Source organism: Burkholderia anthinoferrum, assembly GCF_002925705.1.
Lineage (GTDB): Bacteria > Pseudomonadota > Gammaproteobacteria > Burkholderiales > Burkholderiaceae > Burkholderia > Burkholderia semiarida.
Genome location: NZ_LFZP01000065.1, coordinates 174,547 through 189,631 on the forward strand (window position 1 = coordinate 174,547; position 15,085 = coordinate 189,631).

Below are 15,085 nucleotides of genomic sequence, written 5' to 3' on the forward strand. Positions count from 1 at the left end.
CCACATCATGAATACCGCCTACCGCAAACCCCTGCCCGGCACGTCGCTGGACTATTTCGACGCGCGTGCCGCGGTCGATGCGATCGCACCCGGCGCGTACGACACGCTGCCGTACACGTCGCGCGTGCTCGCCGAAAACCTCGTGCGCCGCTGCGATCCGGCGATCCTCGCCGATTCGCTGAAGCAGATCGTCGAGCGCAAGCGCGAACGCGATTTCCCGTGGTTCCCGGCGCGCGTGGTGTGCCACGACATCCTCGGGCAGACCGCGCTCGTCGATCTCGCCGGCCTGCGCGACGCGATCGCGGACGGCGGCGGCGATCCGGCGAAGGTGAACCCTGTCGTGCCCGTGCAACTGATCGTCGACCACTCGCTCGCCGTCGAATGCGGCGGCTTCGATCCGGACGCGTTCGCGAAAAACCGCGCGATCGAGGATCGCCGCAACGAGGATCGCTTCCACTTCATCGAGTGGACGAAGAAGGCGTTCGAGAACGTCGACGTGATCCCGCCAGGCAACGGCATCATGCACCAGATCAACCTCGAGAAGATGTCGCCGGTGATCCAGGCGCAGGACGGCGTCGCGTACCCGGACACCTGCGTCGGCACCGACAGCCACACGCCGCACGTCGATGCGCTCGGCGTGATCGCGATCGGCGTCGGCGGGCTGGAGGCCGAGAACGTGATGCTCGGCCGCGCGTCGTGGATGCGCCTGCCCGACATCGTCGGCGTCGAGCTGACCGGCAAGCGCCAGCCCGGCATCACCGCGACCGACGTCGTGCTCGCGCTGACCGAGTTCCTGCGCAAGGAGAAGGTGGTCGGCGCGTATCTGGAATTCCGCGGCGAAGGCGCCGCGAGCCTCACGCTCGGCGATCGCGCGACGATCTCCAACATGGCGCCCGAATACGGCGCGACGGCCGCGATGTTCTTCATCGACGGCCAGACGATCGACTACCTGCGCCTCACCGGTCGCAGCGACGAGCAGGTGAAGCTCGTCGAGACGTATGCGAAGACGGCGGGCCTGTGGGCCGATACGCTCGCGAACGCGCAATACGAGCGCACGCTGACGTTCGACCTGTCGAGCGTCGTGCGCAACATGGCCGGCCCGTCGAACCCGCACAAGCGGCTGCCGACGTCCGATCTCGCCGCGCGCGGCATTGCCGGCCAGTGGGAAGAGAAGCCGGGCGAGATGCCCGACGGCGCGGTGATCATCGCCGCGATCACGAGCTGCACGAACACCAGCAACCCGCGCAACGTGATCGCGGCGGCCTTGCTCGCGCGCAACGCGAACGCGAAGGGCCTCACGCGCAAGCCGTGGGTCAAGAGCTCGCTCGCGCCCGGCTCGAAGGCGGTCGAGCTGTATCTGCGGGAAGCGAACCTGCTGCCCGAACTCGAAAAGCTCGGCTTCGGCATCGTCGCGTTCGCGTGCACGACCTGCAACGGGATGTCGGGCGCGCTCGATCCGAAGATCCAGCAGGAGATCGTCGATCGCGATCTTTACGCGACCGCCGTGCTGTCCGGCAACCGCAACTTCGACGGCCGTATCCACCCGTATGCGAAGCAGGCGTTCCTCGCGTCGCCGCCGCTCGTCGTCGCGTACGCGATCGCCGGCACGATCCGCTTCGACATCGAGAAGGACGTGCTCGGCCACGACCCGGACGGCCAGCCCGTCACGCTGAAGGACATCTGGCCGACCGACGAGGAGATCGATGCGATCGTCGCGTCGAGCGTGAAGCCCGAGCAGTTCCGCAAGGTCTATGAGCCGATGTTCGCGCGCAGCGCCGACGCCGGCGAGCGCGCGGCGCCGCTGTACGACTGGCGCGCGCAGAGCACGTACATCCGCCGCCCGCCGTACTGGGAAGGCGCGCTTGCCGGCGAGCGCACGCTGAAGGGCATGCGGGCGCTCGCGGTGCTCGGCGACAACATCACGACCGACCACCTGTCGCCGTCGAACGCGATCCTGCCGGACAGCGCGGCCGGCGAATACCTCGCGAAGATGGGCTTGCCGGAAGAAGACTTCAACTCGTACGCGACGCACCGCGGCGACCACCTGACCGCGCAGCGCGCGACCTTCGCGAACCCGACGCTCGTCAACGAGATGGCCGTCGTCGACGGCGTGGTGAAGAAGGGCTCGCTCGCGCGCGTCGAGCCGGACGGCAAGGTCATGCGGATGTGGGAAGCGATCGAGACGTACATGAATCGCAAGCAGCCGCTGATCGTGATCGCTGGCGCCGACTACGGCCAGGGCTCGTCGCGCGACTGGGCCGCGAAGGGCGTGCGGCTCGCGGGCGTCGAAGCGATCGCCGCCGAAGGCTTCGAGCGGATCCACCGCACGAACCTGATCGGGATGGGCGTGCTGCCGCTCGAGTTCAAGCCGGGCACCAACCGGACGACGCTCGGCATCGACGGCACCGAGACCTTCGACGTGATCGGCGAGCGCACGCCGCGCGCCGACCTGACGCTCGTGATTCACCGCAGGAACGGCGAGCGCGTCGAGGTGCCGATGACGTGCCGGCTCGATACGGCCGAGGAGGTGTCGATCTACGAAGCGGGCGGCGTGCTGCAGCGTTTCGCGCAGGACTTCCTCGAATCGTCGCAGGCCGCCTGACCGGCGCACATTGGGAACACAGACATGGCTCACATTCCTCAAATCAGGATTCCCGCCACGTACATGCGCGGCGGCACCAGCAAGGGCGTGTTCTTCCGGCTGCAGGATCTGCCGGACGCCGCGCAGGCGCCGGGCGCCGCGCGCGACGCGCTACTGCTGCGCGTGATCGGCAGCCCCGATCCGTACGGCAAGCAGATCGACGGGATGGGCGGCGCGACGTCGTCCACCAGCAAGACGGTGATCGTGTCGAAGAGCACGCGGCCGGGCCACGACGTCGACTACCTGTTCGGTCAGGTCGCGATCGACCGTGCATTCGTCGACTGGACCGGCAACTGCGGCAACCTGTCGGCGGCGGTCGGCCCGTTTGCGATCGCCGGCGGGCTGGTCGACCCGGCGCGCGTGCCGCGCGACGGCGTCGCGACCGTGCGGATCTGGCAGGCGAACATCGGCAAGACGATCGTCGCGCACGTGCCGATCGTGAACGGCGCGGTGCAGGAGACGGGCGACTTCGAGCTGGACGGCGTCACGTTCCCGGCCGCCGAAGTGCAGCTCGAGTTCATGGACCCGGCCGCCGAGGAAGAAGGCGCGGGCGGCTCGATGTTCCCGACCGGCAACCTCGTCGACGATCTCGCGGTGCCGGGCGTCGGCACGCTGAAGGCGACGATGATCAATGCCGGGATTCCGACGATCTTCGTCGAGGCGGAAGCGATCGGCTATACGGGCACCGAGTTGCAGGACGCGATCAACGGCGACGCGAAGGCGCTCGAGAAGTTCGAGACGATCCGCGCGCACGGCGCGTTGCGGATGGGCCTGATCGACACGCTCGACGAAATCGCGACGCGGCAGCACACGCCGAAGGTCGCGTTCGTCGCGAAGCCGGCCGATTACGTCGCGTCGAGCGGCAAGCGCGTGAACGCAGGCGATGTCGACCTCCTGGTGCGCGCGATGTCGATGGGCAAGCTGCATCACGCGATGATGGGCACGGCGGCGGTCGCGATCGGCACGGCCGCGGCGATTCCCGGCACGCTCGTCAATCTCGCGGCGGGTGGCGGCGAACGCAACGCGGTGCGCTTCGGCCATCCTTCGGGCACGCTGCGCGTCGGCGCGGAAGCGCGGCGCGAGAACGGCGAATGGACCGTCACGAAGGCGATCATGAGCCGCAGCGCGCGCGTGCTGATGGAAGGCTGGGTGCGCGTGCCGGGGGATGCGTTCTGATCGGTACCGCATCGCCCTGGAAGGGGCGTGCGACAAGCGATTTTCCCGCTTCGCCGGCTTCGCGGCCGGCGAAGCGGGCGGCCTGTCCGCCATGGGTGGGCCATCGCGCGATGCGGCCTCCGCAATCGCGATATTCCACGATGTTTCGATTCGAAAGAAAAATCCGGTCGTTGACGGCTGGATGATAAAAATATCCTGACCGTGGAAAACGATTTCAATTTACGTACCGCATGTGCGGCGCAATTTTCTTTCTTTTGGATATCGATTGACCCGGGTCGATGTCCAGTGAAATTGCACGTATTGAAACGTGATATAAGCGACGCTCCTGCCGGAAATTTCGATCATAAACACCCGCAGCCGACAGCATCGCATTCAACTGACCACACCTACCCGGCGGCGAAAACAAGACGACCGGGCCGATGGATTCGGATCCTGCTCTCACGCCGCGAGAGAAAGAAGTCGTGGATCTGCTGCGTCTCGGATTCAGCAACAAGGCCATTGCCGTTCACCTCGGAATCGGACTCGATACCGCGCGACGCCACGTAAGCCGCATCAAGCGAAAGACGGGTGTCCGATCCGTCATCGCATTGCCTGCCGGCGACCTGCCGGACGAGCCCGGATGGCTCGAGCGACTCGACCTGGGCGGTATCCGCCTGAGCCCGGCCGAATCCCGGGTGCTGCGGCTGCTGTGCCAGGGGCACGGCAGCAAGCAGATCGCACGCGTGCTTCAAGTCAGTCCCCGTACCGTCGACAAGCATCGCGAGCATTTACTCGATAAATGCGGCTGCAAATCGACGCGTCAACTGGTCGCCTGGATCGCCAGTCAATACGCGAAGTGTGGCATGGCCAATTTGTCCGGCGAATCCTAATCTGGGTCCATGCGCTGCACATTCGAATCGATGAATTGAGTCGTCGATAATTTTCGAATTTGAAATTGTTCAATTCACCAATAAAGAGGTGCCTTTGGTTTTTGTGCGCGATGCTCGCCGCGTGCAAGAGATTTATTTTCAGCGAGCTTATCCGAGGGGATCAGAAAATGAGCATTCTGAAAGTATGCCGTTGGCCGAAGGTCGGTGTTACCTGGGACGTCATTACCGAGGGGACCGGGGAGCTGAAGAAAAAGGCCGGCGAGAAGTTCTCCGTGACCGGGGTGAACAAGGACCAGCTGAGAACCGAAAGCACGTACTACGTGTATCAGGGCTCGCATGCCGACCAGGGCCAGAAGGTCGTGTGCAAGAGCCTCAGTCCGACCGGGAACGTGGCGGAGTTCCAGGTTCAGGCGCAGCTGTTCCAGGCGGAGGAATACGGCGTGCTCGTCCAGTCGTTCCAGAACGCGCTGGCGGCCGCGACGAAGACGGTCGATATCGGAATCGGCAAGAAGGACTTCGCGACGCTCAAGCAGGCCCGCTACAACCTGTGCTTCGCCAAGAAGGTCGGAGACGCGGCGTACAACGTGGTCTGGCGCGCATCGTTCGAGTATCTCGAGGACAACGAGTTCTCGTGGACGCCGATCTACCAGATCTTCGGAACGAACCGCTATCAGGACGGCATTTCGGTCAAGGCGTCGACCAAGAAGGTCTCGATCGGCCTTGGGGAGATCGTTACCCTCGACAAGTACGGCCAGTTCGGGGCGCCGTCGACGGGCGGCGACCCGACCGCGATCAACATGGAGAACGACTACGGCGACATCCACCCGGGCATCTGCCAACTGAGCACGGGTGTGGACGGCGAGGCCATCAGCACGCCGATCTACGCAGCCCCCGACGTGATGGTGTCCGGGGAGGCATCGTTCACGCCGATCGAGAAAGTGCTCGTGTGGTTCGAGCAGAACATCGAGACGTCGACGATCTTCTCGAAGGCGCGGTCGCGGAGCATCGAGATTGACCTCACGAATACGAATTCGACGGGGCGAGTGTACGAAGGCGGGCAATGGAAAACGCCGTGATCCTGCCGTGACCGACCGGGTTGTCGGCCGTTACGTCGAGATCGATCTCTCCGGCGTTTCGACGGCGGCCCGCGTGTATCGGGGGCGGTCCTGGATCATCCTCTGACGGCAGAGGCCGGCGACGTTTCGCCGGCCTTTTCGTTTGCCGTTCTGCCTGCCGCCTCACGGATTCGAACCGGACGTCGTCGATGCGCGAAAGCACGTCAGAATACGTGTATCCGGCGCACATGCCTGCCTGCGGTGAAGGCTCGCCTATCCCCGCTTCGATCGCATTCCCACGAGGTCGCCATGTCATTGAACGCACCGCTTTCCGGCATCCACGTCGTCGAATTCGAAGGTCTCGGCCCCGGCCCGCTCGCAGGCTGGATGCTCGCCGGAATGGGCGCGCGCATCACGCTTGTCGCGCGTCCGTCCGGCCGCACGAGCGCGCCGGACGCGCTGCGGGCCCGCGACGGCGACCTGCTGCGCGAAGGCAAGACGATCGTCGAACTCGACCTGAAGGCGCCGGCCGGGCGTGACGCCGCGCTCGATCTGATCGCGCAGGCCGATGCGCTGATCGAGGGCTTGCGGCCCGGCGTGATGGAGCGGCTCGGCCTCGGGCCCGACGCTTGCGCGCGCCGCAATCCGACGTTGGTCTACGGGCGCATGACCGGCTGGGGCCAGGATGGACCGCTCGCGGCCGCGGCCGGGCACGACCTGAACTACGTCGCGCTGACCGGGCTGCTGTCGCTGTCCGCGCCGCGCGACGGCCGGCCGGGCGTGCCGCCGACGGTTGTCGGCGATGCGGGCGGCGCGCTCGGGCTTGCTTTCGGGATCGTCTGCGCATTGCTCGACGTGCGCGGCGGCGGGCCGGGCCGCGTGGTCGACGGCGCGATCGTCGACATCGTGTCGATGCTTGGTTCGCTCGCGCTGTGGGCACGCGCGAACGGGCAGCTCGACGGCGCGCAGCCGAGCCTGTTCCACGACGCGCCGTTCTACGACGTGTATCGCTGCGCGGACGGCGAATGCGTGACGATCGGTGCGCTCGAGCCGCCGTTCTATGCGCTGCTGGTCGAACGGCTCGGGCTGACCGACGTCGATCCCGCGTCGCAGTACGACCGGGCGCGCTGGCCCGCGCTGAAGGCGCGTTTCGCGGAGGTGTTCGCGCAGCGGCCGTCCGCGCACTGGCGCGCGCTGCTCGAAGGCACCGACGCGTGTTTCGCGCCGGTGCTGAGCGTGGCCGACGCGGCCGTGCATCCGCACAACGCGGCGCGCGGGATCTATCGGACGGATGAGCGCGGGAACGTGCGGGCGAGGGTGGCGCCGCGGTTTTTGCCGTTGGCGGGGGATGAAACCGACTAGGGCTGTCTTTCAGGAGGCTGCTTCCGTTCGTCGACGGCCGGGTGTCGAGCGCATCAGAGAGCCAAATTTTTGTGCCAAATTTCGTATCAAATTAAGTACAATCGACGCTCGATTGGAGAAAGAGCGGGTATGCCTCACACCATTCTGGCAAGCGTGACGGCTAGCGTCTCGGAGCTGAAGCGGAATCCGATGGGAACCGTTGCCGCAGGTGAAGGTTTTCCGGTCGCGATCCTGAATCACAACGAACCCGCGTTCTACTGCATTCCGGCGAAGACGTGGGAGGCGATGGTCGAACGCCCGGGAGACATCGAAGACAATGCGTTGGCCGATTCGCGCACCAAGGAGAAGGTCGTCAAGATCAAGCTGAATGACCTTTGATCTCGCCTTTCTCGAACCTGCATTGAAGGGGAGAAGCTCGATCGCACCGTGCGTGATCAGTTCAAAGCGAGCCAGCCCGAGCGGCTCGACCATCCTCGCATCCCGTCAGCCAAATTGCACGGCCACCCGGATCGCTACAAGATCAAACTGCGTGGTGTCGGCTATCGCCTCGTCTACGAAGTGCGCGACGCGGAAGTGATCGTCCTTGTGGTCGCGGTGGGCCGCCGAGAGCGTGATGCGGTTTATCTCGCTGCGATGAAACGCTAGCGCGACACGCGCCGCGGCATCCATGCCTGGACTCGGCAACTCACGCCGTTTCCACCGGCGCATCCGGCATCTTGCCGTCGCCGACGCGGTTGATCGTGCCTTGCGCGATCGCGACGAGCCGCTCGTGATCGCCGTCGATGACGAACACGTGGCACTGGCAGGTCGCCTGGTGCCGGCCCGCGTACACGAGCTTCGCGCGGGCGACGAGCGTGCCGTTCACGGCCGGCCGCAGATAGTTGATCTTGTATTCGGCGGTGATCACGCGCGGGCCGAGCACGAGCGCGCCAGCGAACGTCAGCGCGTTGTCCGCGAGATAGCTGATCACGCCGCCGTGCACGAAACCGTGCTGCTGCCGCAATTCCTCGCGCACCGGCAGACACAGCGACACTTCGTTGTCGCCGATATGCATCAGCTCCGTGCCCAGCAGCATGCTGAACGGCTGCGCGCGCAATGCGCCGCGCGCGTGGTCCGTGATGTCGGTCATCGAATTTCCTTCGAAATGAGTGCCCGCTTGCGCTGAACTCTAGGAAGGGGGTTCCGGATAAGCAAGGAAATTCGTCCGCATTTCGTGCAAATCCCGGTGCGATGCGACGCGATTATTGCGTCGAATACCGAAGATCTCCGCGTTTGCGGGCGATTCGACGCGAATGCGCGAGCGAAGCACGCGATTGGCCCGCGTTTCCGGCCGTTCCGCCTAAAGTCCGACGAAGAAATGCCGCTAATGCCGGGGCATTGCCTCATCGTCCGCTTTCCAGGAATCCCCCCATGTTCGGAAAAATCAAGCTCGCGTCGGGTCTGCTCGGCGTGTTGACCGTGTTCTGTCTCTTCCTGTTCGCGATCGAAGCGCTCGGTTTCTGGACGCTCGCGTCGACGCGCAGCGGCGTCGACGATCTGTCGAACGTCGCGATCGCGCAGGTCGACGCGGCCAGCCGCGCGACCGAGCAGCTGCTCGACGCGCGCATCAACCTGTCGCGCGCCGGCACGCGGATGGTGCGCGGCGGGCCGAAGCCCGAAGACATCATCCGCCACGCCGGCGCATCGCTCGCGGAAGCGGACAAGGCGTTCGCCGTGCTGACGGCCGCGCAGCCGGTCGACGAGACCAACCGCACGCGCGTCGCGGCGCTCACCGAGCGTTATCGCGCGCTGCGCGGCGCGTTGGGCGAACTCGTGCAGTTCCTCGACGCCGACAACATCCAGGCGTTCCTCGACCAGCCGACCCAGGGCTTCCAGGACGCGTACATCGCCGAGCTGCATCGCTTCACCGACTATGGCGGCACGTCGAGCCGCGCGGCGCTCGATACCATCGACGGCGGCATGCTGTGGTTCAAGTCGGTCGGCATCGTGCTGCTGATGGCGATGCTCGCGGCGAGCGCGGCGATCTACGCGGCCGCGCGGCGCGCGGTCGTCGCGCCGCTGGAGCAGGCCGGCCGCCATTTCGAGCGGATCGCGCAGGGCCGTCTCGACGAAGCCGTGCAGGCGGGCGGCGTGTTCGAGATCGACCGGATGCTGCGCGGCCTCGCCACGATGCAGACGAGCATCGCGGGCACCGTGCGCACGGTGCGCCAAGCGTCCGACGCGATCCACCTCGGCGCGGGCGAGATCGCCGGCGGCAACGCCGACCTGTCGGCGCGCACGGGCACGCAGGCCGCGTCGCTCGAGGAAACCGCCGCGAGCATGGAGGAATTGACCGCGACCGTCCGGCAGAACACCGACAGCGCGCGTGCGGCGAGCGCGCTGGCCGACGCGGCGCTCGAAGCGACGAGCCATGGCGGCGGTGTGGTCGACAGCGTGATCGACCGGATGCGCGGCATCGCGCAGAGCTCGGGGCGGATCGCGGAAATCATCTCGGTGATCGACGGCATCGCATTCCAGACCAACATCCTTGCGCTGAACGCGGCGGTCGAGGCCGCGCGGGCCGGCGAACAGGGGCGCGGCTTCGCGGTGGTCGCGGGCGAAGTGCGCTCGCTCGCGCAGCGCAGCGCGCAATCGGCGAAGGAGATCAAGGCGCTGATCGAGGATTCGGTCGCGCAGATCAATGGCGGCGCGGAGCTCGTCGAGCGCGCCGGTGACGCGATGCGCACGGTGTCGGCGTCGATCACGCGGGTCGTGCAGACGATGTCGGAGATCACGGCGGCGTCGGTCGAGCAGAGCGTCGGGATCGAGCAGGTGAACCAGGCCGTCACGCAGATGGATCAGCTCACGCAGCAGAACGCGGCGCTGGTCGAGCAAGTCGCGGCGGCGGCCGCGTCGCTGAACGACCAGACCGCGCACCTGATGCAGGCGGTGTCGGTGTTCGAACTGGGCGACGGACGCGCCGCACGCGGCGATCGCGCGGCGCCGTCGCTTGCCGCGGCAGGTTACGAACCGGCCGGCAGCGCCGCGTAGGCGGTCGCGAGGTGGTAGGGCGTCGTCGACGGCATGTCGGCGCGCGACACCTGCCCGTCGGCCGTCTTGCACTCGAACCAGCCGCGCGGATGCAGGAAGCGCGCGGCGAACCGCTCGATCTGACGTGCGAGCGGCGCGGAGGCCGGCGTGCCGCCGTGCGTCGCGAGCGCGCGCAGGTATTCGGTCTGCGCCCAGATCCGCTGCGTGCCGTCGATGCACGCGCCTTGCGCGTCGAGCGCCGCGCACACGCCGCCCGTCTGCGGATCGACGCCGTATTGCTCGGCGAACGCGAACGCGCGCGACAGCGCGGCGGGGAACCCGGTCCGCGCGAGCCGCGCACCGGCCGCGTCGACCAGATAGAACCACTCGAACTGATGGCCGGGCTCGAAACGGTTGTCGGCCGCCCCGAGCGGCAGCTCGGCCACGCAGCCGGTCGCCGCATCGACGAACGTGCGTTCGACGGCCTGTGCGGTGCGCGCGAGCGCATCGTCGAACGCGGTGTCGCCGAACGCATCGGCGGCCGCGAGCCACGCTTCGGTCAGGTGCATCAGCGGATTCTGCAGCGCGCCGCTGCCGGATGACGAGAAATCGGCGTGCCGTGCGGCATCGAGCAACGCGTCGCCGTGGCGCGGCGCGAAGCGGTCCTGGATCAGTGCGGCCGTTTCTTCTGAGACCGTACGCGCGGCGGCGTCGCCCGACGCCGCATGCCACGCGGCGCACGCAAATACGATGAATGCGTGCGTATAGAGGTCCTTGGTCGTATCGAGCGGCGCGCCCTGCGCGTCGACACTGTAGATCCAGCCGCCGTGGCGCGGGTCGCGAAAGTGCCGGCACAGCGCATCGAACAGCGCGGCCGCGTGCGCGGTGTCGCCGGCCTGCGCGAACACGAACAGTTGCCTTGCGCACGCCATTGCGCGATAACGGGTCACGGGTAGCGGCGCGTGGGTGGCCGGATCGACGGCCTCGAACGGCAGTTGCAATGCCGGGTCGAACCCTGAACCCCGCCAGATCGGCAAGACGACGTGCGCGAAATGGTGGCGCAGTTGGGCGGCCTGGGCGGAAGCGAAGTCGGAAACGGACATGGCGGGGTTTTGAGCGCTTGGATCGAAACGTGTCGGCGCGGCCCGGAGAATCGGCGCGGCCGGGGCCAAGGATAAAACATTCCGCGCGGCCGGCACCAAAAAAAGGAGATAAATCGAATGCTCAGCAACCTGGAACTCGTGATGCGGCTCGTTCTCGCGGCGGCGCTCGGCAGCGTCATCGGCTTCGAGCGCGAGCGCCTGTCGTGGGCCGCCGGCCTGCGCACGCACATGCTGGTGTGTGTCGGCTCGACGCTGATCATGATCGTGTCGGCGTTCGGTTTCGCCGACGTGCTCGGCACCAGCGACCACATCGTGCTCGATCCGTCGCGGATCGCCGCGCAGGTCGTGTCGGGCATCGGCTTCCTCGGCGCGGGCTCGATCCTGCTGCGCGGCGAGATCGTACGCGGGCTGACGACGGCCGCGAGCCTGTGGTCGGTCGCCGCGATCGGGCTCGCCGTGGGCGGCGGGCTCTATGTCGCGGCGATTTCGGCGACGATCATCATTTTGATCATCCTGGCCGGCATCAAGCCGCTGGAGCGGCGTTATTTCACGGTGCGGCAGCGGCGCCAGCTTGCGTTGACGGTGGCGAGCGGCACGCTGACGTTCGATTCGCTGCACGCGGCGCTCGGCCCCGACAGTGCGCGCGTGAAGCAGTTCATCGTGCAGCGTGCCGACGACGCGGGCGAGCAGGACGAGGTGCGCATCGCGCTCGCGCGGGTGTCGGAAGGCGAATACAAGGCGATCTGCGACAAGCTGCGCGCGCTGCCGGGCGTCACGCGGTTCGACGGCGGGAATGGGTTGTCGAGTGACGAATAGCGGCCTATCGGCACGAATGCGCTGGGCGGAGGGAGTCGTCGGTCCGGGGCGTTGGTTGATGCCGCATGGTGTTACGTGGTGCCGTCGGGTGCGGCGGCAACCTCAACGTGGTGGAATGTCGTTGGCGTAATCGCAACCGTCAATCGGTAGTGGAGGCGCGATGATATCGGGCGACGTACTTTGCCTGAGCGATGATTTTCCCGTGCATCTGATAAGCGACGACTGCGGGACTTGCCGCCGGTACCACGTCGATTTTTTCCACGTTCAGGGCGGACGCCGTCACGACATATCGATGCGATGCACCCTGAGGCGGGCAGGGCCCACCGTATCTGGATTCGCCAAAATCCGTCAATGTCTCGACAGCGCGGCTCGGCATGAGCTTCGGATTGCCGGACGCGCCTTTTTCGATCGACGACTCCGAAGGTGGAATATTGACGATCTCCCAGTGGGTCCAGCCAAGTCCCCCGGTCGGCGCATCGGGGTCGAAGATCGTCACGACGATGCTCTTCGTGCCGCGCGGAACGTGAGCCCACGAAATGCGCGGCGAAACGTTCTGACCGTGACAGCCGAAACCTCCGTACACGTGTTCGTTCGTAAAGTGCCCGCGATGGAGGCCATCGACCGTGATCGTGAACGGCTCCGCGCTGGCTGTCGCCGGGATGAACGCCAATGCCGTTGAGGTGGATAGAATCGCGGGCAAAAAAATCCTCGGTCGCATGACGTTGCTCCGTTGAAGGGTGAGAGTTCAGTACAACGGTATCCACGGTATCTTGTGGCGATTCGCGCCGGAAGGCGCATTCGCGAACCACGGTGTTGCCTTGGCTGCAACGTCGTTGGCGGGATTTCCGGTCGATTCGATCGTCGCTCGTGCCGGCAAGGTCGAGCGCCCGCATAGACGAGCGCGGCAGCGGTTGGCGCTGAATGAGCGTGCTCGCGCCTTCGAACGAATGGCCACTGCACGGACAAGCGATCGTTTACAAAAAACCGCCGCGGGTCATGTGAACTCGCGGCGGTTCTCCGACAATCGTCAATGCGTACTTGCTACAAGGCATGAAGATCAAGCGGGCCGACCAGGCGTGGGTACTCGACACGACTTACATTCCAATGGCGCGCGGTTTCGCGTATCTGACGGCGGTGGTGGACTGGGCGATACGCAAGACGGGTTTGCCGCTTGGTTTGAGCGCTTTGGCTTGTTTGTCGGTTAGCATCGGTTTTTGGCCCATCGCGTAGCCCATCGGGGATGACTGGACAGGCTGGATGGAGTCAGAGCAAATTGGATGGGTTGAAGACGCAAGTTATTGATTTGTTGAAGAACAATAGGATTTCACTGGATGTCCCTGGACGATAATCTGGCAGACGTGACCGAATCCGTTTCCACGCCTCGCTCCCGTTCCGCCCGTTCGTCGGCCCGTTCCCGCCCGCGCTCGGCCGCTGCCGCAGGCAGCACGTCCGCCGGGGCGACGGCGCGATCCGGCAGCGCAGCGGCCGGCGACGCGCCGCGCGACGAACGGACGCTCGACCTGTTCGGCGATCCGGTGCTCGAGCCCGGCGAGCGCATGCCGGTTGCGGTGCGCGATGAAGCGATCGTGGAAGCCGATGAGTCGGCCGGCGCCGACGACGGGCGACAGGCCACGCTGGATGGATTCAGCCCGCCAGCGGATGCGGCTGCCGCGGGGCTCGGGGAAGCGGAAAGTGCGGCGGCGCCCGATGTGGCGAACGCGGTTGTTTCGACGCCTGAAGGCGGTTTGGCCGCGAACGTCAACGGTACATCTGCAGAGGATCGTGCAACGGAGGCAGTGGATTTGCTTGCCGGCGATCGCGTCGTCACGCAGGTCGATGTGCCGGTGATCGATGGCGCCGCGAAGGCGGAGACGACACTGCAAGCCGCGGATGGCGAGGCGGCGCAGGCGGCGGAATCGCAGGCGACAGACGGCGAAGTCGCGAAGCCTGCGGTCGAGGCGGCAGTCGTCAAATCCCGCGAAGGGAAATCTTCCGGTGATGCCGCGAAGGAACGCCGCGCGTCGTCGGGCGGCAAGCGCCGAGCGGCTACCGGGGCCAACGAAGCGGCGGCAACGCAAACCGTAGCGGTTGCAACGAGCGTCGGCTCGAAGCCGGAAGCGCTTGAATCGAACCTGCTGCCGCTCGCCGCCGCGCCGGTCGAGCCGCAGACACCGGCACAACCGGCACGACCGCCCGAACCGGCCATCGCCGCGCATGCTCCGAAGCCCCGCGACATAGCCGCGCAGCCGGACGCTTCGTCGCCGCCGGTCACGCAGCCGGTGGCCTCCGCCGCATCGTTCGTGACCAAGCCATCGTCGGAGCGTGAACAACCGGCCGCGCCGGCCTTCGATCCGGACACGCACCTGCGCCCGCTGACCGACCGGCTCGCCGCGCTGCAGTCGGACGTGGACGGCCTGACGCGCTCGGCCGACCGCGAGATGCGCCGGGTCAACCGCCTGTTGCTCGCGCTGGCCGTCGTCGTGCTGGCGGGGCTCGTCGCGCTGGTGTTGCAAACGCGGCAGATCGCGCACCTGAAGCAGGACGTGGTCACCAAGCAGCAGCGGATCGATCGCCTCGCAGCAGATCTGTCGACGCAGCAAGCCACGCTGATGACGCTCGAGGAGCATCACGAAGCGCTCCTGTCGCAAGTCGACCGGCTTCAGCGCAACGCAAACCGCGAGGCGGCCGTCGCGAAGCGGGGCCGTCGCGCGCGCTAATCGTTTCGACCCTATCCTGGAAGCCCAACGGAGCAAGGGTCGCCGTTCCGCACCGACGCTCGGCTGTCGCGCGCGTGCGGCAAACCGATGCAGCTCACTGGCAGAGTTCAGGGAAAACCCTTAGAATGGAGGTCATCTAAGGGAAAACCCTAGCCACGTCTGTCAGGAGTCTCACATGAGCTTCATCCTCGCCCTGCTGCAAAAGATCGACGACCTGTTCGTGTCCCCGCACCTGCCGCTCGACGCCGACTACTCGTACGCCGCGCGTCATGCGGAAGCCGAGCGCGTGCGCCGTGCGCACCTCGTGCCGATCGTCGTGTACCGTCGCTGATTCGCT

General features: G+C 66.3%; 15 protein-coding genes and 1 pseudogene. 13 read left to right on the top strand and 3 right to left on the bottom strand.

The window, feature by feature from the left end:
* Positions 1–7 precede the first annotated feature (7 nt).
* The 8 genes from acnD to C5F75_RS32195 all read left to right on the top strand — a co-directional run bounded on the left by acnD (position 8) and on the right by C5F75_RS32195 (position 7,748).
* On the top strand, positions 8–2,602 hold the full coding sequence (gene acnD, locus C5F75_RS32165; RefSeq protein ID WP_104013308.1) for a Fe/S-dependent 2-methylisocitrate dehydratase AcnD: 2,595 nt from the start codon (positions 8–10) through the stop codon (positions 2,600–2,602).
* 24 nt (positions 2,603–2,626) lie between these two features.
* Positions 2,627–3,817: a 2-methylaconitate cis-trans isomerase PrpF gene (gene prpF / locus C5F75_RS32170; protein WP_104013309.1), complete on the top strand. Its 1,191-nt coding sequence runs from the start codon at positions 2,627–2,629 to the stop codon at positions 3,815–3,817.
* Positions 3,807–4,016, top strand: a complete 210-nt coding sequence (locus tag C5F75_RS36570; protein WP_124860187.1) for a hypothetical protein — start codon at positions 3,807–3,809, stop codon at positions 4,014–4,016. The genes prpF and C5F75_RS36570 overlap by 11 nt, the downstream gene beginning before the upstream one ends.
* 220 nt (positions 4,017–4,236) lie before the next feature.
* Positions 4,237–4,686, top strand: a complete 450-nt coding sequence (locus tag C5F75_RS32175) for a response regulator transcription factor (protein ID WP_081083368.1) — start codon at positions 4,237–4,239, stop codon at positions 4,684–4,686.
* Positions 4,687–4,853: 167 nt separating this feature from the next.
* Positions 4,854–5,762, top strand: a complete 909-nt coding sequence (locus C5F75_RS32180) for a hypothetical protein (RefSeq protein ID WP_060317894.1) — start codon at positions 4,854–4,856, stop codon at positions 5,760–5,762.
* A gap of 288 nt (positions 5,763–6,050) precedes the next feature.
* Positions 6,051–7,103, top strand: a complete 1,053-nt coding sequence (locus C5F75_RS32185; protein ID WP_104013310.1) for a CaiB/BaiF CoA transferase family protein — start codon at positions 6,051–6,053, stop codon at positions 7,101–7,103.
* Positions 7,104–7,232: 129 nt separating this feature from the next.
* Entirely contained in the window at positions 7,233–7,481 is a 249-nt protein-coding gene (locus C5F75_RS32190; RefSeq protein ID WP_060011222.1) for a type II toxin-antitoxin system Phd/YefM family antitoxin, read from the top strand.
* 48 nt (positions 7,482–7,529) lie between these two features.
* Positions 7,530–7,748: a type II toxin-antitoxin system RelE family toxin gene (locus tag C5F75_RS32195; RefSeq protein WP_081075346.1), complete on the top strand. Its 219-nt coding sequence runs from the start codon at positions 7,530–7,532 to the stop codon at positions 7,746–7,748.
* Positions 7,749–7,788: 40 nt separating this feature from the next.
* On the opposite strand, the gene C5F75_RS32200 is transcribed toward C5F75_RS32195, so the two are convergent.
* Entirely contained in the window at positions 7,789–8,232 is a 444-nt protein-coding gene (locus C5F75_RS32200; RefSeq protein WP_006480333.1) for a PaaI family thioesterase, read from the bottom strand.
* 281 nt (positions 8,233–8,513) lie between these two features.
* Here C5F75_RS32200 and C5F75_RS32205 point away from each other — a divergent pair, with 281 nt between their 5' ends.
* A complete protein-coding gene (locus C5F75_RS32205) occupies positions 8,514–10,133 on the top strand; it encodes a methyl-accepting chemotaxis protein (RefSeq protein ID WP_104013311.1) in 1,620 nt (539 codons plus the stop codon).
* Here the strand turns inward: C5F75_RS32205 and C5F75_RS32210 are convergent.
* On the bottom strand, positions 10,106–11,215 hold the full coding sequence (locus C5F75_RS32210) for an AGE family epimerase/isomerase (RefSeq protein ID WP_104013312.1): 1,110 nt from the start codon (positions 11,213–11,215) through the stop codon (positions 10,106–10,108). The genes C5F75_RS32205 and C5F75_RS32210 overlap by 28 nt on opposite strands.
* Positions 11,216–11,332: 117 nt before the next feature.
* Here C5F75_RS32210 and C5F75_RS32215 point away from each other — a divergent pair, with 117 nt between their 5' ends.
* Positions 11,333–12,031, top strand: coding sequence for an MgtC/SapB family protein (locus C5F75_RS32215; RefSeq protein ID WP_089465850.1), 699 nt, complete (start codon positions 11,333–11,335; stop codon positions 12,029–12,031).
* A 139-nt stretch (positions 12,032–12,170) separates the two neighbouring features.
* On the opposite strand, the gene C5F75_RS32220 is transcribed toward C5F75_RS32215, so the two are convergent.
* Complete coding sequence (locus tag C5F75_RS32220) at positions 12,171–12,749, bottom strand: YbhB/YbcL family Raf kinase inhibitor-like protein (protein WP_104013313.1); 579 nt, start codon at positions 12,747–12,749, stop codon at positions 12,171–12,173.
* 317 nt (positions 12,750–13,066) lie between these two features.
* Here C5F75_RS32220 and C5F75_RS37445 point away from each other — a divergent pair.
* The 3 genes and pseudogenes from C5F75_RS37445 to C5F75_RS36975 form a co-directional block, all read left to right on the top strand.
* Positions 13,067–13,189: pseudogene (locus C5F75_RS37445) on the top strand (IS3 family transposase); the annotation flags it as partial.
* A gap of 200 nt (positions 13,190–13,389) precedes the next feature.
* A complete protein-coding gene (locus C5F75_RS32230) occupies positions 13,390–14,748 on the top strand; it encodes a flagellar hook-length control protein FliK (protein ID WP_104013329.1) in 1,359 nt (452 codons plus the stop codon).
* Positions 14,749–14,923: 175 nt separating this feature from the next.
* A complete protein-coding gene (locus C5F75_RS36975) occupies positions 14,924–15,079 on the top strand; it encodes a hypothetical protein (RefSeq protein ID WP_167351646.1) in 156 nt (51 codons plus the stop codon).
* Positions 15,080–15,085: the final 6 nt, after the last annotated feature.

Bases quoted from the DNA above. Each gene is read 5' to 3' on its own strand.
- acnD (WP_104013308.1), top strand. From the start codon at position 8: ATGAATACCGCCTACCGCAAACCCCTGCCCGGCACGTCGCTGGACTAT.
- prpF (WP_104013309.1), top strand. From the start codon at position 2,627: ATGGCTCACATTCCTCAAATCAGGATTCCCGCCACGTACATGCGCGGC.
- C5F75_RS36570 (WP_124860187.1), top strand. From the start codon at position 3,807: ATGCGTTCTGATCGGTACCGCATCGCCCTGGAAGGGGCGTGCGACAAG.
- C5F75_RS32175 (WP_081083368.1), top strand. From the start codon at position 4,237: ATGGATTCGGATCCTGCTCTCACGCCGCGAGAGAAAGAAGTCGTGGAT.
- C5F75_RS32180 (WP_060317894.1), top strand. From the start codon at position 4,854: ATGAGCATTCTGAAAGTATGCCGTTGGCCGAAGGTCGGTGTTACCTGG.
- C5F75_RS32185 (WP_104013310.1), top strand. From the start codon at position 6,051: ATGTCATTGAACGCACCGCTTTCCGGCATCCACGTCGTCGAATTCGAA.
- C5F75_RS32190 (WP_060011222.1), top strand. From the start codon at position 7,233: ATGCCTCACACCATTCTGGCAAGCGTGACGGCTAGCGTCTCGGAGCTG.
- C5F75_RS32200 (WP_006480333.1), bottom strand. From the start codon at position 8,232: ATGACCGACATCACGGACCACGCGCGCGGCGCATTGCGCGCGCAGCCG.
- C5F75_RS32205 (WP_104013311.1), top strand. From the start codon at position 8,514: ATGTTCGGAAAAATCAAGCTCGCGTCGGGTCTGCTCGGCGTGTTGACC.
- C5F75_RS32210 (WP_104013312.1), bottom strand. From the start codon at position 11,215: ATGTCCGTTTCCGACTTCGCTTCCGCCCAGGCCGCCCAACTGCGCCAC.
- C5F75_RS32215 (WP_089465850.1), top strand. From the start codon at position 11,333: ATGCTCAGCAACCTGGAACTCGTGATGCGGCTCGTTCTCGCGGCGGCG.
- C5F75_RS32220 (WP_104013313.1), bottom strand. From the start codon at position 12,749: ATGCGACCGAGGATTTTTTTGCCCGCGATTCTATCCACCTCAACGGCA.
- C5F75_RS36975 (WP_167351646.1), top strand. From the start codon at position 14,924: ATGAGCTTCATCCTCGCCCTGCTGCAAAAGATCGACGACCTGTTCGTG.